A 23,330-nucleotide genomic window follows, 5' to 3' on the forward strand; every position below is an offset into this window, starting at 1 on the left:
CTATTTCGGCCGCTGCGTCGGCTGCCACACTTCGACGCGACTGCCGACGAGCCACAAAGCCAAGGCCTTGAGCGCAGCCGCGTTCACGAGAACGAAAAAGGCGCTGAGTCGGACCAGAGTAAGCCGCGCGGCGAGCGCGGGCCACACCATGCCGGCGACCGCGGCCACATACAGCACGATCTGCAGAACGAACAGCCCCAGATACAACGGCTGCTCGCGCAATACATACGCCGCAACCAGACATCCCACCATCGGCAGCGGCGCGAGCCAACGCATCAGCTTGTGCGACCAGAGGATGAACGAGAACGCTGGATGACGGAACGGATTCAACAAGCCCACGTTGCCGAACAACGCCGTGATGCCTCGAAGGAACGTTCGCACCTTGCGCGTGAACTCGGCACGCTGACTGGACGTGGCTGTCATCGAGCCGCGAGCCAGTGGCTCGGCCAGGGCGCGCTTGCCCTGACGGACGGTGTTCAGTACCGACAAAAAGTCTGGCGCCATGCCCGAACGGAACGGCTCGCACAACTCACGCCGCTGACCGTAGAAACATCCGCTCGCACCGGCGATGGAATGCAGTCGCGCTTCTTCACGACGCAACAGCAGTTCGAGCTTGCCATAGAGACCTTCGGTCTCCGAGCCTTCGATGTAATCCTCGCCCGAGACACACCCGATCTCAGGATCGGTGAAATGCCCGACCAGATTTCGCAGCGAGGGACGATCGAGCAGGATGCCCGCGTCGGTGAACACGACGATCTCGCCGGTGGCGCGCTCCAGGCCCGCGTTCAAGCCCGACGCTTTACCGCCGCGACCTTCCAACGGCACGACCGTAACCAGGCCCTGCCCCGCCGCCATCGCTCGTTCCAGGCTGTCGTCGGTGCAGCCATCGCCAATCACCAGGATCTGCATCTTGTCGCGCGGATAATCCAGCGACAGCAGATTCTCGACTTTCGCGCCGATGCGCCGGGCTTCGTTGTGCACCGGCATGATGATGGTGACGGTCGGCTCGTAGCGCACGTCGGCGACATGCGCACGTCGCCCGCCGAGCCGGTTGCAGGCAACCAGCACGAGGGGATAGATGGCGTACGGATACGCCACCAGCAACGCACAGATCCAGAACAAGGCTTCCACGCAGATCGTCTCGTCTCAGCAAACAAGCGGCGCGGCCGTGCGCCAGTAATTTAGAGATTCAGCTCCGTGACGGGCTCCACCAGCACCGGCTTCAGGTGCATGTAACGCGTCGCACGACGCTTCGCCTCGATATCGCGGAACACATTCGCCGCCTGCTGGGGCGTAATGCCGATGGCCGGCGCAAGTTCCTCGGCGCTGTAGCCATTGTTGAGCGCGTACAACGCAAGGTCCATCTGCGCGTACGGCAGCGCGAAATAAAACTCATCCTGGCCCTGCGCCAGGCTGTAGGTATCCGTGGTCGGCGTGGCATTGCAGATCTCGGGCGGCAGCTTCATGTGACGCGCCAGCGCATAGACCTGCGACTTGTAGAGATGCGCGATCGGCTTCACGTCGGCGCTGCCGTCGCCGTTCTTCACGAAGAAGCCCTGGTCGTATTCCAGGCGGTTCGGCGTGCCGATGACGGCGTAGTTCAGGCGGTCGGCATGGAAATACTCGACCGTCTTGCGAATGCGCTGCTTGTGGTTGGTCGCAGCGACGATCTGCAGATATTCCTTCAGGCCCAGACGTTCCTGCTTCATCTCGCCGCTCGGGGTCTGCACCACCAGCTGGAAATGATTGATCTGACCTTCCAGACCGCCGCTGATGACGATCTTGTTCTTCCAGCCTTCGCCGTACTCAGGAAACACTTTGCGGATCGCATCGTCGCGCCACTTGTAACAACCGATGCCTTCGAGCGCCGGCGCGATATCGAACACTTCGTACTTGATGCCCAGGTGCTCGGCGAGCTGACGGCCGCGCGCGGTGCTGAAGCCCGAGGAATCTTTCTCAGGCAACATCAAGCCATAGACCTTGTCCTTGCCGAGCGCCTTCACGCACAGCGCCGAGCTCACGGAGCTGTCGATGCCGCCGGACATGGCGCAGATGAAACCGCGACGGCCCACATCCTTGGACAAAATGGAGCGCAAGCGCGTAACGATGTGCTCGATGACGCGGTCGTTGTCCATCTCCAAGACTTTTGCGTCGAGTTTGCGTGCGGCCATGAACAATCCTCTTGAACCGTGTTTTTAAGCTAATTTGAAACGTTGAACTTTGCCCGAAGACGTCCGCGGCAGGGCCGCGGCGAACTCGACGATTTTCGGCACTTTGTAGCTGGCCAGATGCTGGCGGCAATGCGCCTTGATGCCACGCAAATCCGCCGGCGCGCCTTCGCGCAGCACGATCACGGCTTTGATGGACTGGCCGAGCACTTCGTCGGCGACTCCGGTGACCGCCACTTCCTGGACGCCGGGGAACGTCGCGAGCACTTCCTCGACTTCCTGCGGGCTGACCCGGAATGCGCCGACCTTGATCATCTCGACGGCACGGCCGTCGATATACAAAAAACCTTCGCTATCGACGTGACCGAGATCGCCGGTGTGCAACCAACCGTCACGCAACACCTGCGAGGTGAGCTCCGGCTCGCGCCAGTAACCCAACATGACGTTCGGACCCCGCGCGCAGATCTCGCCGATCTCGCCGGTGGCCACAACCTTGCCTTCGCTGCGCACTTCGATCTCGACCCCGGGCAGCGGCATGCCGACCGAACCGAGCTTCGCTTCGAGATGTTCCGGGGCGAGATAGCTCAATCGCGCCGTCGCTTCGGTCTGGCCGTACATGATGAACACTTGAGTGTGCGGCAACTGTTGCCGCAGCTTCTCGATCTGCGCACGCGGCATCGAGCCACCCGCCTGCGTGAGATAACGCAGCTTGCTCAGATCGAAGTCGCTCAACTGACAACGCCCCAGCAACAATGCAAACGTCGACGGCACGCCGGGGAAGCCGGTCACGCCCTCGTCCTGCATTTTCTTCAGCGTCTGTTGCGGGAAGGCGAAGTTATCTTCCAACAGCAACTGCGCGCCGGAGATCAGGTTGCTGTTCAGCACCGAGCTGCCGTAGGAGAAATGAAACGGCAGACCGCACAGCACTTTGTCAGTCGGCGTGATCTGCAAATACGCAGCGATCGCGCGAGCATTGGCCACCAGATTGCCATTGCTCAACAACACACCTTTCGGACGCGACGTGGTGCCCGAGGTGTAAATCATCATCGCCGGCGCTTCGACCTGCCGCTCGAGCAGAGTCAACTCCGGCTCGGTAGCCGCTTCGCCGGTGAGCGCCGCGCAGAACGCATCGCATCCCGCCGGGCCTGGCTGCAGATCGAGTGTCACGACCAGCGGCACCGTCGCGCCGATGGCAGCAGTCAACGCACCCCACTCCTGATGTAGTGGATCGGCAATGACCGCATCACAGCCTGCGTGCTCGATCTGTCGGGACAACACGCTGGCGCGTTCCTGCACATTCAACGGCACAGCAACGCAACCTGCGGCGATGACACCGAAGTAACTCGCGACGTAGTGCGGCGAATTACGCACCAGCAATGCCACGCGTGCGCCCGGCGGGAGCTCGCGCAGCCTGCCTTGCATGCAGCCGACTGCACGACGCAGCTGCGCATAAGTCCACACTCCGCCATGCCACGACAAAGCCGGCGCGTCCGGCAATTGCCGGGCGATCCAGTCGAAGTCGTGTACCAGGGATGCGCTCATGCTTGCAGCTCGCGACGTATCGCTCAGGCCGCCTGGCGCTTGGAAACGAAGGCGGCGATCTTGTTCACGCCGTCCAGGTTGTCCGGAATCATCTCCTCGTCCTTCACCTTCACGCCCAGCTGCTCTTCGATGAAGAAAATGATTTCCAGCATGCCGGTGGAGTCGACGATGCCGCGCTCGAGCAGCGAGTCGTCGAGGCCGAGCGCCGACTTGTCATCGGTGAACAAATAATTTTCCAGGATGAAACCGCGGATCTGTTCGCGCAGCGCATCGGTCATGAGTCATTCCTCGATTTACGAACTTAAAATTTTTGGCCCGCGACGAATTGCGCGTGCCACAACTGAGTAGACAGGACGCCGACGAAGGCCATGTTGTCGCGAGCCGCCGGGACCTTGGCCCGTTGCAGCTTCGTGACCAGGCGCGTGACCTTGTCGGGGTCGAAATAGCCAGTGCGCGCCAGGCCCTGCGGACTCATTAATTCTGTCACATATTCAGGCGGCTGAGCGCTGACAAACGCGGCCGCATCCGGCGCGCGATACGGCTGCTTGTGCCGCTGCAGGATCGCGGCCGGCAAGCGCTCGCGCATCGCCTGTTTGAGCAGGTGCTTCTCTTTCAGCACGCGCATCTTGTAGCGCGGGTGCAGACCGTTCGCGAATTCGATCAGGCGATGATCGAGGAACGGGAAGCGCCCCTCCACCGAGCTCGCCATCAGCATGCGATCGCCCTGTGCCGACAACAGATAGCTCGGCAACAGCGTCTTCGCTTCCAGATACTCGCCCCGGTTGAACCGGTGCCAGCCGTGCACTTGCGCCGGCAACGAGTCGCGCAGCCGCTCCACCGCCGAGCCTTCGACCCGGCCGCGGAAATCATCCGACCAGAACAACTTGCACTGCGCGGTGGTCGCCCAGCGCGGCAGGTGCGAAAAGCAGGGATCGGCCGGATTCTGCAGCCCGACCCCGAAGAATTCCTTGAGATACGCCGCACTCTGCGCCGAGGTCAGGTTCAAGTATGGATACAGCCGCTTGAGCAGCGCCGGACGCCAGGTGGACTCGGGCTGCTGCGCCCAGAAATGGCGCACCTTAGCCTCTTTGAAAATATCGTAGCCGCCCAGCACTTCGTCCGCGCCTTCGCCCGTCAACACCACTTTCACATTCGACCGGCGCACCAGCCCCGACAGCATCTGCATCGGCGCCGGCGCGGTGCGCAGAACGGGCATTTCGCTGTGAAGGATGGTCCGCGGGAACGCGTTGGCGATATCCGCGGTCGAGCACTGGATGTGATTGTGAGAGGTTCGCAGGTAATCCACGACTGTACGTTGGTGCACGGACTCATCGAGGCCGGCGTCGTCGAAGCCGATGGAGAACGTGCGCAGGGTCTGTGGCACTCGTTCCTGTAACAAAGCCACGAGCGAGGAGGAATCCAGACCGCCGGACAGGTAGGCACCGACCGGCACGTCCGCACGCAAACGCAGACGCGTCGCGTCGGACAGCACTTCACGGAGTTCCTGCTCGAGATCGGCCTGAGCGCCATGGCGATGCGCGCCCGGCTCCGGGAAATTCCATTCCCAATACTGTTTGCGCTTCACCGCGCCGTTCTCGACGATGAGCATTTCACCCGGCGCGAGCTGATTCACGCCCTTGAACATCGTGCGCGGCGCGAGCGGCGCCCAGAACGTCATCAGCTCATCGAGGCCGTTCGGATCCAGCTCGGCCTTGACGGCGCCGCTGGCGAGAATGGCCTTCACTTCGGACGCGAACACCAGCTCGTCGCGGGTCTGCGCGTAATACAGCGGCAATATTCCGGCGCGATCGCGCGCCAGAACCAGACGGCGCTTGGGACGGTCCCAGATCGCGAACGCGAACTGACCGTTCAACTGATCCACGAACCGATCGCCGAACTCCTCGTACATGTGCACGATCACTTCGGTGTCGGAGTGGGTATAGAACTGGTGGCCGCGCGCCTCGAGGTCCTGGCGCAGCTCGATGTAATTGAAGATCTCGCCGTTGTAGGTGATCCACACGGTGCGCTTGCCGTTGTGGATGGGCTGCGCGCCGCCGCCGAGATCGATGATGCTCAGGCGCGCGTGGCCGAGGCCGACGCCGGGCTCGACGTGATAGCCGTCGCCATCCGGGCCCCGGTGCGCAATGGCCTTGACCATGCGCTCCAGACGGCTCTGCTCAGGCGCCCGCTGCGCGTCGAAATATAGGGTGCCTGCTATGCCACACATGCTGTTGAAGTCGACTGAAAAGCTCGTCCGGCGCGAGCGGCAATTGTCCGGGATTTCGCTTTTTGCGGCGTGACCGGGGTCACGAGCACAGTCCGTGAACTGTCAGGCCCGGCGACACTCGCGCTATTCGCGTCCCGCCGGCCCCGATTTGGGCTTCACTCGTGCCCGCAAACGCTGCGCGAAGGCTCTCATTATGTCAGCGCCCAAGGCAACCATCCCTCGGCCGTTGTACGGATAGAAAGCCACAGTTCGATACGCCCGCTCCTGTTTGGTCCAGATGGACAGCCACGGCTCGGCGCTCCCCAGCATCTCGAACGAGCTGAGCCCCTCCTCGAAGGCCGCATGCAGCGCGTCCCACATCAACTGGATGCCGGGCGAATACTCGGCCCAGCGCTCGTCATAGCCGATCTTGAGCACCCACCAGCGCCCGGCATGCACAACGCCAATCTGCATGGCGATGGCCGCGCCTTCCAGTCGCAGGAAGCACACTCGCAGCTGCCCCTGTCGCGCCAGCCGCTGGGCCAGCTGCAGGAAAAAACCGCTCAGCCGCGGATTGGTCAGCATGGCGCTGCCGCCCCGCCCCTTCCAGCTCGCCGCCTCCACCTTCATGGCCTCGGCCATCGCGGCCTCGACGTCCTCCGGACCGGGCTTGCGGATCTCGACCTCGACCTTGCCGGCCTTCTCCAGATTGCGACGCGCCCGGCGATAGTCCTGGCGTCGGCGCGAGGACAAACCTTGTAAATATTCATCCCAGCTGCCGGCGATGGGCACGAAGGGCGAGCCGGAGGCTTTGAATTCGAGTAACTGGCCGCGACCGCGGGCCGCGCTTTTGAATGTTTTTAGAAGCGCACCATCCGCTTCGATTCGCTGCAAGACCAGCGGCCGCCCCAGACCGATGACAGATCGACACAGCGCCGCCAGCGCCTCATCGTCGCGATACCCGAAGCCACACGGCTCGAACAGCGTGGTCGCGCCCAGAATCTCGAGGCGCTCGACCCCGCCACCGTTCGTGACCCCGAGCGGCGCCAGCGCGATGACCTCGTCGCCTTTGCGCGCCTCGATCAGGCGCAGCGCCTCGGCGCCGTACAAACGTTCGGCGGCAACGAGCATCCAATCGACGGACTGAGTAAATTCCTGCGCGATCTGCGGCAGCTGGCGCCAGCGCGTCGCAAGCTCCTCGGGAGAGTCGATCCGGCGCAGCGTCTCGACGGTGTAGCTCGCCGCCCCCGTCGAGCTCATTGCTGAGAAACGCGAGCCGCCAGCTCACGCGCGCCATTCAAGGTCGCGCGCATGCCTCGCAGCCCCCAGCCGCTGCCAGGAATGCTGGCCAACAATCGCAGCACCGACTCCTGGATGGATTTACGTTCCGTATCGATCGAAGCCGCGCGTTTCAGATATGCGCGTGCCTGGCCGCGACGCGCCGATAACAAATCGCGCCGCGCCGCTTGTAACAACAGCCCGCGCTGAACTTCATCGACCTTGTCGCCGAGCTTCGCGTAGAACTCTTTATCGGCGCGCCACACGCGATCGATCATCGCGATCCGCCGCCCGAGTCGCACGCCCGGATCGCCACGAGTCAAACGCACCGCGTCCTCATGACTGCGGTTGTAGGTGGTCGAAATATTCGTATACACGCAGCCGCTCTGCTTCGAGAAGCGCGCGAAGAATTCCCAGTCGCCGCAGGTCGCGATGATTTCCGGCAGGCGCAATTGACCGAGCGCCGACTTACGAATCAACGAAGCGCTCGGCAAGACATACGGACAGACCAGCGACGGTGCGTAGATATCGCCGCCAGAGACCATGAAGTCCTGCGTCGGCAACTGCAGCTCCGGCATGCCCTTGATCGAGGCGAACGAGCGCTCCCAGCGGTAGGGCTCGATGCGACCCGGCACGTGATCCAGCCAGGTGCTCAGACCGTCCGTGATCGGCAGGATGTCCGACTCCGGCGTCGGCCCTTTGAAGATCAGGAAATTCGAGAACGTGAAGCCCACGTCGTTGAAATAACGCAGCAGCGCGACCTGCAGCTCGAGCTTGTAAGGCGCCCACAGATCGTCGCTGTCGAGCAGCGCGAGATATTCACCCCGCGCTTGTTTGATGCCGAGATTGCGCGCGGCATTCACGCCCGCGTTGGGACGGCGCGTGTAGCGGATGCGATCGCCGTACTTCTGCACAGCGGCGGTGGTGTCATCGGTGGAGCCATCGTCGATGACGATGATCTCGGTGTTTTGATACGTCTGCGCCAACACCGTGTCGATCGCTTCGCAAACCAAAGCGGCACGGTTGTAAGTCGGAATGACGACACTGACCAGCGGCCCGCTCATGAGGACGCATCCGTCGTCTTCGAGGCTTCAGCCGCCGCGGCTTCTTTGTTCGCATACGGCGATGGCCGCGGGCGATTGAGCTTGCGACGCAGGCGCCCCAGATTCCGCCGCAACCAGCGCCAGCCGGTGGCACGCAGCGCGTTCGGCAGACTGTGATACACGCTGAGCGTCACGTTGCTACGAGAGACATTGGCGAAGCGATCCTTGAAAGCTTCCTCGCCAATGGTGAAGTCGAGCTCGCGTCGTGAGCGTTGCAAGCCGTCCTCGATGATCTTGCGGGTCAACAGCAGCCCCGGCGAATGCTCGGCGTACTGCACTTCGAACGAGGGCTTGTACCAGATGATGCTGCCGAAATAATCGAAGCCGAAATGAAACGCGATCGGCTGTCCGTTGAACTCGACCACCGAGAACAACAGCCAGCCTGCCGAATGCAGCGCCGCCGCCAAGGCCAGATAGAACGTGCGCTGACTGCCCGCATCGAACAGGCTCGGCCGCCCGGCGGCGTGCCAGCGACGCGCATGCTGATCGAAGAAGGCCGGCAGCAACGACTGAATCTCGCTCAACGCCGACACATTGCGAAAACGCACTTCGCCGCGCGAGGAAAACCAATTGAGCGGCCGCTTCAGACTGTATTTCTTGAGCAGCTTCTCAGCACCGGGCCGATCGCTCTCCAGCTGCAACGCCGGACAGCGCAATTGCGCTTCCTGGACGAAGTACAGGCCGCGGCCCTCGCCCGCCTTGTGCAGCTCATCGAGCGTGCTCGACTGGCTCGGCACATTGCTCAGCCAGCAACTACGCCAGCGCGAGGAATTGGCGCGCAGAAATTTACATATGCTGGCGATGGCTGCCGGCTTGTCGTAAGGAACGACGAAGTCCTGGTAATCGGCATTGCCGGTGCCGACGAACTCCAGCCGCCGACCGTGCCAGGCCAGACGGTGGATCATCAGGGCGCCGAAGCCGATGACCCGCCCTTCCCGGCGCAACAACAGGAAGAACAACTCGTGCTCTTGACCGAAGGTCTGCCACCAGGCGTCGAACCACTCGTAGGTCTGGAAGATCGAATTGGTCTCGTTATGCGCGACCAGATCGTTCCATTCGTGGGCAGTCAGCGGGATCTGCTCGCGGCGCTGGATGAGCTCGATAGCGATGGGGGCGCTGCTGGAGGCATCCGTTGCCGACGGCCGCACGACAGCCGGCGCATCAGCGCCGCCCGTCAAAGCCGCCGCCCTTATCGACAATGAAGCCATTGCCGTCCCTGCAGGAACAGAACGCATCGACACGCACCCGAGGTGGCGTTGCTGGAAGATTTTTCCGCCACACTCCGAAACGATACGCCACGCCTGCCGGCGTGGCTGTTCACCACGTCACACGGACGCTGCAGCGAGTCGACTGACCTGGGCGGCCTCGAGCTGCGAACCCAGCACCTCTTTGACGGTTGTGAACCTGAATTCACCGATCAGTCGCGCCAGCCGCGCCTCGCATACATGCAAGTTCGTGTAATGGCGGAATCTGGATAGCCAGCTCGCGTTGAAGCGCGGCTGCTCCGAGTCGATCTCCCACGGATGCAGGTAGAAGATGAACGGCTGCTGCTGTCGTTCGTTAATGGAACGCAGGCCCCAGCGCGTGAACCAGTACGGCAGCAAACGGAAATATCCGCCGCCCGCGACCGGCACGCGCCGGCCGAACAACTCGGCCGTCGACAGCGGAAACTCGACGATGCTCGCACCATTCTTTGCATGCATCAGCCCGGGTCGGGTCGACGCTCCAGGAATTCCGTAACGATCGTGCGCGATCGGAAAAATACTGGAGTCGTAACGGAAGCCCAACTCACAAAGGATATCGATGGCCCACAACGATCGTGCCGTGATCGAATAGCTCGCCGCGCGATAGCCCAGCACCGGCGCGCTAATCAGATCCTCCAGCAACGCTTTGGACTCGCGCGTTTCCTGACGAAACACTTCCGGCGTTTGCCGATAAACGAGTTCGTGCGTCAGACCGTGGCAGGCGACCTCATGACCCGCCGCGTGAATACGTTTGATCAGCTCCGGCGAGCGCTTGGCTACCCAGCCGAGCACGAAGAACGTCGCGCGCACGCCGTTCTTGCCGAATAGTTCCAGCAAACGATTGGTGCTCTGCTCGGCGCGATATTCCATCGCATCCCATTGGTCGCGGCGGATGACTTCCGCCAGCGCCGAGACATGGAAATAATCTTCCACGTCCACCGTCATGGCGTTCGCGGTCATCGAGTTGAGGTGCATCTGACTCATCGGAAGCTGCCACCGGTCGGGGCCGTGTCCTGGTTGCCCCAGTAATAGGCCAGCGTCAGGAAGGCCCGGTTTTCAACGAACTCGTTGGTGCCGTCCCGAGTGTCGCGGTCGTAACGCTCGAGCAGGAAACGCAGACCCATGCGACTCCACACGCGCCAGTTCAGCGTCGCAGCGATACGCAGTTCGTCGTTCTCCTGATCCGCGTTCACAAACTTCTCGCTGTCCAGAGACGCGCGCAGATCCAATGTCACCGTGGCAGCCATGCGCCGCGAGACGCCCGCCGTGAAGGCGTTGCGCTTGCTATCGAATTGACTCTGGGACTCGTAGTCGTTCTTGGTGTGCGAACCACCGAGCAGGAAGCTGGTGCGGCCGCGCGTATACATCCATTCCAGCGAGACGAGCTGGCTTTCGAATGGATCGGACGACGCGGTGATCTGACCGGCGCCGCCGCCCACCACGCTTCCCGAGAGTTGCTGACGCAGCGAATCGCCCGCGTCGCCCAGCTGTTGACCCAGTGACAGACGCAGCGTCGACGACGCCGTCAGTTCGCGCGTGACATAGACATTGATGAGCGCGCTGCCTTCCTTATCGCTGCCATCACGCTCGAGCCAGGTGTAACCCACGTTGGCATCGATCGTGGTACGCGATCCCTCCAGGCCCCAGCCGACGAACACACTGTCGCGATCGAAATCCGTGTTCTGCGCATCGTCGAAATCGACGCTCTCGGTCACCGCATTCAACGACAGCTCAGTGCGCGGATTCGGGCGACGACCGATCGCCACACCGGCGGTGGTGCGCTCCGCATCCAGCGGGCTGTCCTGATAGTTGGTCGACGACCAGCGACCGAACAACCGTCCGAAGCCGATCGAGCCGAAGCGCATCGTCAGATCCGGACCGGTCGAGAAATAATTCAGGTCTTCGCGCGTCGCCGGCGTGCTCGCGGCGAACGGATCGGACTGCGCCTGACCGAAGGAATCCTGCACCACCCAGTTCAGAGTCTCGGGCACGATGCCCAACGCCAGCGTGCCATTGGCCGTGCCGAGCACCTCGCTGTCGAAGGTGTTGTCCATGTATTCGTAATAGGAAAGATCGACGACGGCATCGCCGCGCAGACGCCGCGTGCGCTCCTGCCACGCCAGATCGAGCCCCATCGTGCCGATGGTCTCGCTGGTTTCGTCCTGGGAAACACGGGTGATGTTGTCGGAGTAGCCGACGCCCGCTTCGGCGGAGGCGCTGATATCGGCTCGTGCCGGCGCGCCGACCACCAACGCCATGACACCAGCCGCAGCCGGCGCTGCAACCCAATTACGCCGCATGTGCCCCATGTACCTTGCCCTTCTCGATCGGCCATGGCCGGGTTGCGGCCACGACGTTTCTTTTGAGATCGACTCAGCCGTCTGCGACGCTACGTCGCAAGGCGCCATCGTCGCCTTCGACGGTGTCGCCGGAACGATCGCCATCCTTGTGGCCGTAGTACTGATAGTAGTAGCCGGGACGGACCTGTTCATCGGTTTGATTCAACACCAATCCGACCGACTTGCCTTCGCCCAGAAGTTCAATGGCATCGAGCACCGCGGTTTGCGGCGTCACGCCGGCGCGCACCACCATCACGATCTGGCCGACGACTGCGGACAACGTCATCGCTTCAGTCGTGATCAGCAGCGGCGGCGAATCGAACAGCACGACCCGGTTCGGATATCTCACAGTGATCTGATTGGCGATCTGTTCCATGCGCGAGCTCGCGAGCAGCTCGTTGGCCGTCTCGATCGCCTTGCCGGCCGGCAGGATGCTCAAGCCCGGCACGTCGGTCGGCAGGATCAACGATTCCACATCCAGATGCTCATCGCGCAACAGATCCATCAGGCCCAGCTCGTTGTGCACGCCGAAGGTGCGGCTCAGATGCGCCTTGGCGACGTCGGCATCGACCAGCACCACCGACAAATCCTTCTCGAGCGCAAACGACAACGCCAGATTGATGCTCGTGAACGTCTTGCCGTCGCCGGGCATGGCGCTCGCAATCATGATGCGATGGCCGCTGGGAATCTTCGGCACGCCACGACCGAGTGCATTCGCGATCAGCGGACGCTTGATCTGGCGATACTCACCGGCGAGCTGACGTTCCTGACTCAGCGGCGGCAACAGCTCCGCCTGGCGGAGCGCGTCGCGGTCGATATGAATGACGCGCGTCGGACGAGCCGGCTCGGGCGTTGGCACGGCAGTGACGATCGGCGCCGCGTGTGTCACCGTAGGCTGCGAAGCCGGTGCGGGACGCGCTGCTTGCATCGGCACCGTGTTCATCGATGCCTGCGACGACGCATGTGCCGGCGGCACCTGCGAGCGCGACTCCTGAATCTTCTTTAATGCTCGTTCGACCAGACTCATCGTCCACTCCGGGCGTTAGCCCAACATCTGACGCAGCAGGCGCGACGCAGGCTGCTGCACGACCACAACCACGATGAATACGACGAACAGGGCCGCCGCGGCGGCGGCATAACGCACCATCCCTCGGCGCAACTGAGCCTGATACTTCTCAACCCAGCTGCGAGTGACCGAGCCGAGCACCGGCAAACCGGTCATGTCGGCCAGCGCGCGGCTGGTCGAGAACACCGGTCGCATCATATGCATCACATAGGCGACCGCGCAGCCGGCACCGATACCTACCACGAACACCGCGAGCAGGAACAAGGGGCGATTCGGGAACGTCGGCTTGAAGCTCGCGCTCGGCGGATCGACGATGTTGAATTTCACCACGCCGGTCTGCTCCGCATCGCCGGACAGACGCGCCTTCTCTAAACGCTCCAACAAGCTGTTGTACTGCGTGCGTGTGACCGTGTAGTCACGCGTCAGGCGAGCGTACTCGGCTTCAACTTCCGGCGCGGTATCGACCAGACGCCGCAGCTCGCTCTCGTTGCGCTGATGATCGGACAGCTGACTGCGCAGCGCGGCGATTTCCACGTCGGCGGCGTTCAGTGTCGTTTGAATGCTCTGATACACCGGATTGCTCGAGGCATTCGCCACCGCAGCGGCGCCCGGATCGCCCCGGCGCAGCGCCGCCAGCTCTTCCTGCTGACGTGCCTTCAGCGCATCCAATGTTTCTTTGGTCGCGATGACTTCAGGATGCTTCTCGGTGTAACGAAGCAGCAGATCGTCCAGACGCGATTGCGTTTCCTGAATACGAGTGGCGGTGTCTTGCGGGCCGGAGGTCACGCCGTTCGACGAGCGACTGCCGGTGGCACCGGTCTCGGTCGGCGGCACGAACGGCGTCTCGCCGCGCAGCTGACGCTGCAATTCGGCGCGACGGCTGTTGGCCACGGACAGCTGACTCTGCAGCCGTTTCACTTCCTGCGTCTCGGTGGTCAGACGCGCGAAATAACCGCCCTCATCGCCCGGCACCAGACCCAGGTTCTTTTTCTTGAACTCGGCCAGCTGATTTTCGGCCTCGGCGAGACGACGGCCGTAGTCGGTCAACTGCTCCTTCAAGAAGCGCTGCGCGGACGCGGTACCGTTACGGTCCGAGCCGATCGTGTCTTCGACGAACGAGTTGAGCAGCATGTCGACCACTTTCAACGCGGTCTGGCGATCGTGGTCGGTGAAGGAAATACGGAACAATGTATTCGGGATGCGCGGATCGCGAGTCATCGGCGGCTCGAGCGCGACTTCGACGCGAGCCATGATGCTGTTGAGCAGAGCTTCGCGCTCCGGCCCCGTGCGCGCCGTGACATCGAGGCCCGCCTGCTGCGCGACCTTCTCGAGGTTCGCCCGGCCCAGCAACGCCTGACGCACCAGGTTCAACTGCGACTCCACGTCCATGTTCACAACCAGGCCGTCGACGGCCTTGCTCAACGCCGTGCGCGTATCGACGTTGACGCGGGCATTGGACTGATAGCTGTCCGGGATCGTGAACACCACGAACCAGCCGAACAGACAGACGCCCCACGCCACCGCCAGCGCATAGCGCCGGAAGCGCCAGGCGCCGCGCAGCTCGTTCGAAACCTGATCGATCAGTGCCTGCATGGTGTGCTCAGAAGAAGGATTGCGGCACGACGATCACGTCCCCTGGCTTGAGCTCCAGGTTCTGATTCATCGCACCTTTGTTCACGAGGTCGTCGACCTTGACACGCAGCTCGGTGTCCTTGCCATCGACTTTTCGGACAATCTTGCCGCGATTGCCAGCCGCAAATTCCGTGAGCCCGCCCGCCGCGAGAATCGCATCGAGCACACGCATGCCTTCGCGATACGGCAGCGATTGCGGCGTGGTCACCTGCCCGATGACTTTCACCTGGCTGAACGCGCTGACCGGGTTGGTGACGATCACGTTCACCTGCGGCGAGCGAATATATTCAGCCAGCACGACTTCGATATCGCGCGCCAGTTGAGAAGGCGTTTTGCCGACGGCGATCATGTCTTCGACCAGCGGCGTGGAAATCTTGCCGTCCGGACGCACCGGCACGGTCTGTGTGAGCTCGGGATTGCGCCACACGAATATCTGCAATGTATCGCCGGGGCCGATGCGGTAATCCGGCGCGACCGAGCTGGTCGCCATCTGGGGCATCTGTTGTGTGGCCGGCGGTTGAGTGTCGGCAGGTTTGACACTTTGGGCGGCTTGGCTCGGCTGGGTGGCCGGCGCGGGGCTGGCTGTGGGAGGCTTGTTCGCTTGGCTCCAAACACTCGTGGCCCAGAAAAACATCAACATGGCCACGAAGTTGAGCGCCGAAAATTGCTTCTGCATTCGATTCGTCACAAGTGAAAGGTGGCAGAGGGTCGCCACGCCCAGCGACTGCAGTACGGCTCACGTCATGCATGCATCACAGCGGCGGTAGCCTAACAGAAAAGCCCCCAAACCCACCGGAATAGCCCTTAAAACCGTGACGTAGCACGCGCTTGCGATACTGCCGCGCTACTCCTGCCCGCCCAGTTCCGTTAACAGACGCTGGGCCGCGGCGCGGTTGTCGAAGGTCGACTGACCGGCGAGCAGCTGCGTCAGCTGTTCCCTGGCCTGAGCCTTCGCTCCCGTGCGAGCCAGAGCTGCGGCGTAGTGATACTTGATATCGGCCGATGCGCTCGTCGCAGCCGCCGCCTGTTCGAGCAACGGCAAGCCCTCGGCGGCCTGGCCCGAGTCGACCAGGATCCAACCGAGCGTGTCCATGATAGCGGGGACTTTGGGCGCAAGTTGATGAGCCTGACGGGCAGTCGCGAGTGCCCGTGGGTCCCGTTGCTCGTGATACAGCCACGCCAGGTTGTTCAACGAAGGCACATGCTTCGGCTGACGTTGCACGATTTGCTCGTACTGCGCGATCGCCTGCTTGGCCTCGCCGCTCTTGATATATGCATCGGCCAGCAAGGCGCGGAACGACAGATCATCCGGATGCTCGCGCGACCAGCGCTCCAGCGGCTCGAGCGCGTTCGGCAACTTGCCGGCACTGCGCACCTGGAAAATCTTGGTCGCCAACTCCGGCGCTGGCCGGATCGCCGCGGCTGCTTCGTAGGCCTGCGAGGCTTCCGGATACTTCTGCAGAACGGTGTAGACCTCGCCTTCCAACGCCAGCAATTGCGGATTGTTCGGGCGCGTTTGTTTCAATGCTTCGATGCGACTCAAGGCCGCGCTGCCATTACCTTCCTGCACCTCGAGGAACGCCAGCGCGCCGATGGCCGGCAGCCACTCCGGCTGCAAGATCAGCGCTTTTTCCAGCGACTCGCGCGCCGGCCCGCGTTGATTCAATCCCAGTTGCGCGCGTCCCAGGTTCAACCACAGCAACGGATTGCCCGCATCGCTTGCCGTGCCGTCCTTGAACATCGCCTGCGCCTGATCGAAGCGGCCGCTCTCGAGATAGAGCAAGCCCGCGGCGTTCAGCACGTCGCCGCGCTTCGATGAAGCCTGAACGGCCGCATTGATGAATTCGTCGGCGCGCTTGGCATCGTCCTTCGCGAGCGCCATTCGCGCCAGCATCATCGGCGGCTCGACGGCTTTCGGATTGGCTTTGTGAAGCGCTTCGAGGCGGCTCGTCGCCCCGGCCTGATTGCCTTGCGCGAGCTCCACTTCGACCATCGCGAGCTGCGCGCCAGTGTTGTTCGGATCGAGATCGATCAAGCGCTGCAAGGCTGCTCGTGCCGCATCGGCACGGCGCGCGGTCCATTCGACGCGGGCCAGTGCAAACAGCAGCTCGGGCTGTTTGGGATTCTTCGCGAGCGCGTCGTTGAGCAACGCGCGCCCCTTATCGAGCTCGCCGGCACGCGCATAGAACCCTGCCGCGATTCCCACCGCGGCGGGCTCGGTGCCGTATTTGTTCAGCAGAGTTTGAACTTGAGTACGCGCGGCGGCGGGGCCCTGCGCGACAGAAATCGCCTGGATCAACAGCGCTTCGCGACGCGGATCGATCTTCGGATCGCTCTCTCCACGACGCAGCAACGCGACAGCCTTGTCCGCAGCGCCCGCTTGCAGATAGGCACCCGCCAGCTGAATCTGCAGCCCGCGACTATTCGGCGCGTCGTTCAGCGCCTTTTCCAACGTCTCGATGGTTTGTTTGTCGGCGCCGGCGGCGACGCGTGCACCTTCAAACAAATTGGTCAGCCGCGAGTCATCGGCGTTCGTCTCGATCGCTGGCACCAGCACTCGTAGCGCGCCATCAGGATCCTGCAGGCGCATGCGCACCTGCGCGAGCAGCTGCCGCGCTTCGAGATTCTGCGGCGCCTGTTGCACGACCTGACTCAGCTCCTGGCTCGCCTGCTCCAGATTGCCTTGCGCGACCAGCGTGACGCCGAGCAGATAGCGCGCTTGAGTAAATTGCGGAGCGGCGTTCACCAGCCGACGCAGACTGCTGGCGGCGGCCAGATAATCGTTGGTCGCCATGGAAACGCGAGCCGACATCAGTGCCGCCAACGGCGAGCCGGCGGCAACCCGATTCATCGCGTCGAGATTGGTGCGGGCGGCATCGATGTGACGGGCAACCAACTGCATCTCGATCAGTGTCGACAGCAGCGATACCTGACGCGTCGCTTCGAGCTGCTTCTCCGCCAGTCCCTTCGCCCTGAGCAGCGCCTTCTCGGCCTCTTCCGTCTTGCTGGCGCGAGCGAGAATCGCGCCTTGCGAGTACCACGCGAGCGCGGACTGCGGATGTTGCTCGGTGAGTTGAGTCGCGAGCGCCAGAGCGCCCGGTGCATCGCCCTGCGCCGCCAGCGTGTCGACGATGCCGACCTGAGCATCGATCAATGTCGAATCGGCCGCGGCCGACGCACGAAACGCCTGCTGAGCCTCAGCGGTTCTACCCAGCCCCTGCAAAGCAAAGCCGCGATACAAGTCGGCACGGGCCGGTTTGATCTGATCTGACGATGCCGCCGAAAGCTTCTCCAGCGCTGGAGCAAAGCGCCCCAGCGCGAGGTCGATACGGACCCGCAGCTCGAGGTGCGGATCGGCGCCGGCCGGCTTGGGCAGCTTGTTGAGCTCGGCTTCAGCGTTGGTGGGGTCGCCCAGCCACAACGCAACCTCGGCCAGCAACGCGCGGGCCTCGAGCAGGTCGGGGTCCTTCTGCAGAGCGTTCTTCAGTTCGACCAGCGCGCGTCGATAGTCGCCCTCGGCGACCGCGGATTGCGCACGCTCGTAGCGCTGCTCGGGGCTGACGAGAAAGTCACAACCGGCCGTCGTCAGCAGCATCGCGCCGAGCACGCAGCTCACCATCAACGTGCGGATCTTCAACATCTCCTGCTCCCGATTAGCGCGCGTCGCTGGACGCGAGGCTCGTCGTCACATCGCGTAAAACAACGCGCGCGGCGGCGCAGTCCTCACGCTGACATGGTGTTCTGAAGGCGACGACCGCCGACAACGGCGCCGATAGCAACGATTTGACGCCGTACTGAACCTGCATGGGCACGGTCTGACGATACCAGCGATCGTCGAGACGATAGGCATACCAGAGCATCCAGAGATCGCCGCGCGAGTCGGTCGCTTCCAGCTCCGTCCATTCGCCCTGCCCCGTCCCTCGACGACGCGTCGTCAAGCTCTCGCCCGTCACTGAGTTGGTGAAAGACACCAGCTCCTTGCCTTGATGCTGATCGGCATAGAGCGCGGCGAACCCTTCGATCGTGTCGCTGTCCTTCGAGTAGCGCGCTCGCTGTGTCACATCGGCGCCGGCAAATACCGGCTGCCAATCATCGCGAACACTCGGCTGCGCCGACCAACCGGCGAGCGCCGTTGGCAGCAAGCGAGGCAACCGATCCGTCGGAATCGTGTTGTGATCCGCGAGCAGCCACACCGGCGCCACCAACAGGCTGACCGCCGCAAGCGACGCGCCCCGCCACGACACCGGACCGCTCTTGGGAACAGACTCGGCTTCGGGCACTTGCTCGGGCGCCGCCGGCCAGCGACGCACGATCCAGAAGTAGATCACCATCGTGCCCACGAACATCACCCAGCCGAAGCTGTAATGCTCCTTGGTCACGAAATAGTGCTGCATGTTCGTTACATGTCCAGCGACGGCGATGATGAAAATGCGAATCCAGTTGGTCAGCAGCGCGAGCAGCGCCGCCAATGCCACCAGCTTGACGCGCGTCCACACCGAGTCGCGATTGATCTCGCCGTACAGCACGGCGATGGCGATTCCAACGATCAAGAAGTGCAGTCCGCTGCAGCCGCCGGCGATCTCGAGCGATCCTTCAGGCAATGTGAAGGTGTTCCCCGCGAAGAACACCGGAATCCCCACGGTCCGCAATAACATCCGAACTGCCCAGCTCGACAGCGATTGCAGCAGCGGATTGATCGCGTCCCACAGCGGGACCGCGAAATACAGAAATGCGAACGGCAGCCAGTTACGGCGGGCTGCTTGGAATCCATAGGCTGCGATGAACGCGCCGAAGATCATCGCGGGCAACAGCGCCTGATGCGCGATACGAATGCCGGCGCGATAAGCGATCAGCCACACGACGCTGGCCGCGATGACAGCAACGCACGCCAGGACACTGGGCTGAATCTCGACCTGCGCCCAGTCGCCACGATTCTTCCATAGCAACCACAAGCTCATCGCGACGATCAGATAACCGTGCGTGTACGAGCGGCGGATCGTGTCTTCCCACTGCTCGATCAACGAAGCGGTGGTCGGCCAGAACAGCAGGAACCCGAGCACGAGCAGCGCCATCGCGCCGACCGCACGCAGGTTGCGGTTGCGGGCGACGGCGCGAGGATCGAGGGCGAGCGTCGTCGCATCCGTCGACGACAGGCCGGGCGTCACCATCTCAGTGGGCGATGCCGTACTTATCCATCAAGTCATAGAGCGTCGGCCGGCTGACACCGAGCAGCTCAGAGGTGCGCGAGATATTGCCTTCCGTGATGGACAGCGCCTGACGAATCGCTTGCCGCTCGGCGCGCGTGCGCACTTCTTTCAGATTGAACAGCAGCTCGCCGTCGACGCTTTCTTTCAGATGCAGATCTTCGGCGGTGAGCAACGAGCCCTCGCCCATGATCATTGCAGTCTTGACCCGATTCTCCAGCTCACGCACGTTGCCCGGCCACGAATAGGCCTCGAGGGCCGCGGTCGCTTCCTCAGTGAAGCCGCGCTTCGGACGGCCATGCATGCCGCCGAACTTACGCAACATCGCATGAGCGAGCACGGTCGGCGCGCCCCGGCGCTCGCGCAGCGGCGGCACATCGATGGTCACTTCGCCGATCCGGAAATACAAATCTTCACGGAAGCGTTGTTCCGTGATCAGCTGCTTCACATTCTTGTTGGTCGCGCACACGACCCGCACGTCGACCGGAATCTCCTGCCGGCCGCCGACGCGCTCGATGACGTGGTTCTGCAGGAAGCGCAGCAGCTTCGCCTGCAGCGCCAGCGGCATGTCGCCGATCTCATCGAGGAACAGCGTGCCACCGCTCGACAGCTCCACCTTGCCGATGGTCTGTTTCACGGCGCCGGTGAACGCGCCCTTCTCGTAACCGAACAATTCGCTTTCGAGCAGTTGCTCCGGAATGGCGGCGCAATTGATGGCGACGAACTTGCCGTCGCGACGGCCGCTCTGCTTGTGAATGGCGCGGGCGATCAGTTCCTTGCCCGTGCCGCTCTCGCCGAGAATCAGGACCGACACCGCGGCGGGCGCGACCTTCTCAATCATGCGCCGGACTTTGAGCATCGCATCGTCGGTGGCGATCATGCCTTCGAACGGCGCGGTGAACTGCGCTTCCTGCAGCTGACGGTTCTGATTTTCCAGCGCGTGAATATGGAACGCGCGGCTGACGATCAGTCGCAGCACGTCGGTGTCGACGGGCTTCTGATAAAAATCATAGGCACCGAGCGAGACGGCGCGCACGGCGTTGTCGCGATCGTTGTTGCCGGTGACGACGATGACTTTCGTGCCTGGCGCGAGGCTCAGCGTCTCACGCAGCGTCTGCATGCCTTCATTGACGCCTTCCGGATCGGGCGGCAGGCCGAGATCCTGCAGCACCACCGGCGGCTCGAACCGGCGCAGCTGTGCGAGCGCTTCGGCACGGGTGCCCGCAATCAGCACCTCATGCTCATCGAAGCACCACTTCAGCTGCTTTTGCAAACCGAGGTCGTCTTCGACGATCAGCAGTTTAGGCTTGTCTTCGCTCACGATTCTTCCTCTCCTCATTTATTGCGAGGGATCGGGCATCCTGCCACGACCCTCGCGCGAGCAACAAAAGGCGCGACTTTTGCTGCTCGCTCGCCACCTTCGGCGGCGGGGCACGTCCTGTGCCCTGCAAATTTAAACCACGGCGTTGCTGTTCGGCGCGGCCGCGGTCGCGTCCTGGCCCTGAGAAAGCGGAAGGCTAACCGCAAAGCGGGTGCCCTGTCCGGGACTGCTCTGCACTTCCACGTCCCCTCCCAGCAAACGGATGTATTCACGCACCTGGTAGGCCCCGATACCCATGCCCTTGGCCCCCTTGGTGCTGTCGAACGGACGGAACAGGCGATTGCGGATGAAGTCCGCATCCATGCCCGCGCCGGTATCTTCCACCAGAAGCTCGGCCTCGCGGCCATTCTGTCCGATGCTCACCGACACCGAGCCTGTCTCGCTGGTGGCGTCCTGCGCATTGCGGATGATGTGCTCGATGATCACCGACAGCCGCTCGGCGTTCGCCATGACCATCGTGGGCGGCCCCGCCTGCAATTGCGGCTTGGGCGCGCGATAGCTGCAGCGCGCGACGGCCTGCTGAGCCAGCTCGCGCAAATCGGCGGCGACGTGACGGTCGGCCGAGGTCGAGCCCCGCAGCTGCTCGATCAACTTGGTCATGCGATCGGCCGCATTGGCGATGGTCTCCATCGCGTCGTCGATGAATTCCGGCTTGTGCTTGTGGCGCGGCGCATTGGCCACGATGAGCTTCAGCTGCGCCACCGAGTTCTTCAGGTCGTGCATCATGAACGCGGTCAGCCGGTTGTAGGCCTCGAATTGCCGGCTTTCGGCCAGGCGACGGTCCGCATCCTGTTGCGCGATATGGGTGGCCACGTGGCGGCCCAGGGTCTTCAGCAAGTCGCGATCTTCGTAGGTCAGTTCGAACGGCGGTGGCGGATCGTACAACACCACGAAGCCCACCAGCCGATCCAATTGCAGCATCGGCGAGACGATGCGCAGCTGCTCCTTGTCGAGCAGCCAGGGCGGCATGGCGATGTTGCCGTAGAAATCCGGCGCGCGGCGGAATTCCTCCGTGTCGATGATCCATTGCTTGCCGGCCAGAAACTGCGGCAGGTCGTCGTCCGCCGAAAGGCTCGCCGGCAGACCCAACGAGTCGATGCTCATCGGCCAGGCCGCATACGGCAGGAACTTCTTGCCGGTCTCATCGCGCAGGAACAGAAACCCACCGGGACTGGTGAAGATCTGCGCAATGGAGCGCAACGCGGTCCGGCCCACATCCTCCTCATCGGTCGAGGACAGCGTGCGGATGAAGCGCAGCCACTCGATGCGATAGTCGTACTTGTTGCGGTAGAAGTGCTTGCTGATGAAGACGCGCGCGTGCCGCCGCAGCGCCGCCGACGTGACCAGGCTGGCAAGGACCACGACGGCGCCGGCGAAGAACACGATCTGACCGACATTGCCCCAGGCGCCGCCAATCTCGCGGACATACAGCCCGCCCAGCGCCATCACCGTGAGATACGAGCCGATGACCAGCACCGTCGTCGTATAGAAAACAATCTGGCGCGACACGAACACGTCCAGCGACCACTCGGGATTGCGACGCGCGGCGACGGCGATCAAGGGCATCGCAAAGGCGTTCAAGATGCCGCGCGAGGTCCAGGCATCGATGGACACGGCGTGCAGCAGTTCGGTCTGCGAATACAGGAACAGATCGTAGGCGAACAAGGTGCCCACGCCGATGATGAAGTACTTGAGCGACCGGCGCGCGACCTGCGAGGAATTGCGATAGATCTGCTCGAGCAGGATCAACGCCAGCAATGCGACCGCCAGCCCCGCACGAGACAGCAGCAGCGTCGGGTTGACCATCGCGACGCCATAGTGCTCCAGCACCGGAAGCACGACGGCCGCCGCCAGCAACAGCACGCAGAGTCCGCGCGCCGCTATCGCGAGCCAGGTGGGAGCCGCGATGCCTGCCACTGCGACCAGGGCGAGCAACCAGGCGCCGCCGCGAATCGCTTCGGCGAGATAGATGACGAGCACCGGCACGTGGCCGGTATAGCTCTGCACAGCCAGAATCCCGGCCCACAGGGCCGTGACCGCGCTGGCAACGATGAGGTGCCCACCCTGCTGCCGACCGCGCCAGGCCGTGATCAGCAGGAGGGTCAGCACCAGAAAGCTCAGCGCCGCTATGCCATAGCTGGCAATACCGAACGCATTCATTCAGGGA

General features: G+C 62.9%; 17 protein-coding genes. All 17 read right to left on the reverse strand.

The window, feature by feature from the left end:
• The 17 genes from ACFPN2_RS29820 to prsK all read right to left on the reverse strand — a co-directional run bounded on the left by ACFPN2_RS29820 (position 1) and on the right by prsK (position 23,323).
• Positions 1-1,131, reverse strand: a complete 1,131-nt coding sequence (locus ACFPN2_RS29820) for a glycosyltransferase family 2 protein (RefSeq protein ID WP_380603519.1) — start codon at positions 1,129-1,131, stop codon at positions 1-3.
• 50 nt (positions 1,132-1,181) lie between these two features.
• A complete protein-coding gene (gene nadE, locus ACFPN2_RS29825; protein WP_380603521.1) occupies positions 1,182-2,171 on the reverse strand; it encodes an NAD(+) synthase in 990 nt (329 codons plus the stop codon).
• A gap of 24 nt (positions 2,172-2,195) precedes the next feature.
• Positions 2,196-3,710, reverse strand: a complete 1,515-nt coding sequence (locus tag ACFPN2_RS29830; RefSeq protein ID WP_380603523.1) for a class I adenylate-forming enzyme family protein — start codon at positions 3,708-3,710, stop codon at positions 2,196-2,198.
• 23 nt (positions 3,711-3,733) lie between these two features.
• Complete coding sequence (locus tag ACFPN2_RS29835) at positions 3,734-3,988, reverse strand: acyl carrier protein (RefSeq protein WP_380603525.1); 255 nt, start codon at positions 3,986-3,988, stop codon at positions 3,734-3,736.
• 23 nt (positions 3,989-4,011) lie between these two features.
• Entirely contained in the window at positions 4,012-5,937 is a 1,926-nt protein-coding gene (asnB, locus tag ACFPN2_RS29840) for an asparagine synthase (glutamine-hydrolyzing) (RefSeq protein ID WP_380603527.1), read from the reverse strand.
• 123 nt (positions 5,938-6,060) lie between these two features.
• Positions 6,061-7,176: a GNAT family N-acetyltransferase gene (locus ACFPN2_RS29845; protein ID WP_380603529.1), complete on the reverse strand. Its 1,116-nt coding sequence runs from the start codon at positions 7,174-7,176 to the stop codon at positions 6,061-6,063.
• Positions 7,173-8,258 (reverse strand): glycosyltransferase family 2 protein, encoded by a 1,086-nt coding sequence (locus ACFPN2_RS29850; protein ID WP_380603531.1) that lies wholly within the window; start codon positions 8,256-8,258, stop codon positions 7,173-7,175. The genes ACFPN2_RS29845 and ACFPN2_RS29850 overlap by 4 nt, the downstream gene beginning before the upstream one ends.
• Positions 8,255-9,505 carry a GNAT family N-acetyltransferase gene (locus ACFPN2_RS29855; RefSeq protein WP_380603533.1) on the reverse strand — a complete coding sequence of 417 codons (1,251 nt, stop codon included), beginning with the start codon at positions 9,503-9,505 and terminating at the stop codon, positions 8,255-8,257. The genes ACFPN2_RS29850 and ACFPN2_RS29855 overlap by 4 nt, the downstream gene beginning before the upstream one ends.
• 117 nt (positions 9,506-9,622) lie before the next feature.
• Positions 9,623-10,525: an XrtA system polysaccharide deacetylase gene (locus tag ACFPN2_RS29860; RefSeq protein ID WP_380603535.1), complete on the reverse strand. Its 903-nt coding sequence runs from the start codon at positions 10,523-10,525 to the stop codon at positions 9,623-9,625.
• Positions 10,522-11,799, reverse strand: coding sequence for a hypothetical protein (locus ACFPN2_RS29865; RefSeq protein ID WP_380603537.1), 1,278 nt, complete (start codon positions 11,797-11,799; stop codon positions 10,522-10,524). The genes ACFPN2_RS29860 and ACFPN2_RS29865 overlap by 4 nt, the downstream gene beginning before the upstream one ends.
• 115 nt (positions 11,800-11,914) lie before the next feature.
• The gene (locus tag ACFPN2_RS29870) at positions 11,915-12,907 is read right to left on the reverse strand and encodes an AAA family ATPase (RefSeq protein WP_380603539.1); all 993 of its coding nucleotides are present in this window, start codon (positions 12,905-12,907) and stop codon (positions 11,915-11,917) included.
• Positions 12,908-12,922: 15 nt separating this feature from the next.
• Positions 12,923-14,539, reverse strand: coding sequence for an XrtA system polysaccharide chain length determinant (locus tag ACFPN2_RS29875; protein WP_380603541.1), 1,617 nt, complete (start codon positions 14,537-14,539; stop codon positions 12,923-12,925).
• Between the two features lie 7 nt (positions 14,540-14,546).
• The gene (locus tag ACFPN2_RS29880; protein ID WP_380603543.1) at positions 14,547-15,254 is read right to left on the reverse strand and encodes an XrtA/PEP-CTERM system exopolysaccharide export protein; all 708 of its coding nucleotides are present in this window, start codon (positions 15,252-15,254) and stop codon (positions 14,547-14,549) included.
• A gap of 168 nt (positions 15,255-15,422) precedes the next feature.
• Positions 15,423-18,218, reverse strand: coding sequence for an XrtA/PEP-CTERM system TPR-repeat protein PrsT (gene prsT, locus ACFPN2_RS29885; RefSeq protein ID WP_380603545.1), 2,796 nt, complete (start codon positions 18,216-18,218; stop codon positions 15,423-15,425).
• Positions 18,219-18,231: 13 nt separating this feature from the next.
• Positions 18,232-19,746 (reverse strand): exosortase A, encoded by a 1,515-nt coding sequence (gene xrtA / locus ACFPN2_RS29890; RefSeq protein ID WP_380603547.1) that lies wholly within the window; start codon positions 19,744-19,746, stop codon positions 18,232-18,234.
• A gap of 1 nt (position 19,747) precedes the next feature.
• Positions 19,748-21,121 carry a PEP-CTERM-box response regulator transcription factor gene (prsR, locus tag ACFPN2_RS29895; RefSeq protein WP_380603549.1) on the reverse strand — a complete coding sequence of 458 codons (1,374 nt, stop codon included), beginning with the start codon at positions 21,119-21,121 and terminating at the stop codon, positions 19,748-19,750.
• Positions 21,122-21,235: 114 nt separating this feature from the next.
• Complete coding sequence (gene prsK / locus ACFPN2_RS29900) at positions 21,236-23,323, reverse strand: XrtA/PEP-CTERM system histidine kinase PrsK (protein WP_380603551.1); 2,088 nt, start codon at positions 23,321-23,323, stop codon at positions 21,236-21,238.
• Between the last annotated feature and the right edge of the window lie 7 nt (positions 23,324-23,330).

Source organism: Steroidobacter flavus (assembly GCF_042651805.1).
In the GTDB taxonomy this organism is placed as follows: Bacteria; Pseudomonadota; Gammaproteobacteria; order Steroidobacterales; family Steroidobacteraceae; genus Steroidobacter; species Steroidobacter flavus.

Excerpts from the sequence above, each read along its gene's own strand:
- nadE (WP_380603521.1), bottom strand. The coding sequence starts at position 2,171 with ATGGCCGCACGCAAACTCGACGCAAAAGTCTTGGAGATGGACAACGAC.
- ACFPN2_RS29830 (WP_380603523.1), bottom strand. The coding sequence starts at position 3,710 with ATGAGCGCATCCCTGGTACACGACTTCGACTGGATCGCCCGGCAATTG.
- ACFPN2_RS29835 (WP_380603525.1), bottom strand. The coding sequence starts at position 3,988 with ATGACCGATGCGCTGCGCGAACAGATCCGCGGTTTCATCCTGGAAAAT.
- asnB (WP_380603527.1), bottom strand. The coding sequence starts at position 5,937 with ATGTGTGGCATAGCAGGCACCCTATATTTCGACGCGCAGCGGGCGCCT.
- ACFPN2_RS29845 (WP_380603529.1), bottom strand. The coding sequence starts at position 7,176 with ATGAGCTCGACGGGGGCGGCGAGCTACACCGTCGAGACGCTGCGCCGG.
- ACFPN2_RS29850 (WP_380603531.1), bottom strand. The coding sequence starts at position 8,258 with ATGAGCGGGCCGCTGGTCAGTGTCGTCATTCCGACTTACAACCGTGCC.
- ACFPN2_RS29855 (WP_380603533.1), bottom strand. The coding sequence starts at position 9,505 with ATGGCTTCATTGTCGATAAGGGCGGCGGCTTTGACGGGCGGCGCTGAT.
- ACFPN2_RS29860 (WP_380603535.1), bottom strand. The coding sequence starts at position 10,525 with ATGAGTCAGATGCACCTCAACTCGATGACCGCGAACGCCATGACGGTG.
- ACFPN2_RS29865 (WP_380603537.1), bottom strand. The coding sequence starts at position 11,799 with ATGGCGTTGGTGGTCGGCGCGCCGGCACGAGCCGATATCAGCGCCTCC.
- ACFPN2_RS29870 (WP_380603539.1), bottom strand. The coding sequence starts at position 12,907 with ATGAGTCTGGTCGAACGAGCATTAAAGAAGATTCAGGAGTCGCGCTCG.
- ACFPN2_RS29875 (WP_380603541.1), bottom strand. The coding sequence starts at position 14,539 with ATGCAGGCACTGATCGATCAGGTTTCGAACGAGCTGCGCGGCGCCTGG.
- ACFPN2_RS29880 (WP_380603543.1), bottom strand. The coding sequence starts at position 15,254 with ATGCAGAAGCAATTTTCGGCGCTCAACTTCGTGGCCATGTTGATGTTT.
- prsT (WP_380603545.1), bottom strand. The coding sequence starts at position 18,218 with ATGTTGAAGATCCGCACGTTGATGGTGAGCTGCGTGCTCGGCGCGATG.
- xrtA (WP_380603547.1), bottom strand. The coding sequence starts at position 19,746 with ATGGTGACGCCCGGCCTGTCGTCGACGGATGCGACGACGCTCGCCCTC.
- prsR (WP_380603549.1), bottom strand. The coding sequence starts at position 21,121 with ATGAGGAGAGGAAGAATCGTGAGCGAAGACAAGCCTAAACTGCTGATC.
- prsK (WP_380603551.1), bottom strand. The coding sequence starts at position 23,323 with ATGAATGCGTTCGGTATTGCCAGCTATGGCATAGCGGCGCTGAGCTTT.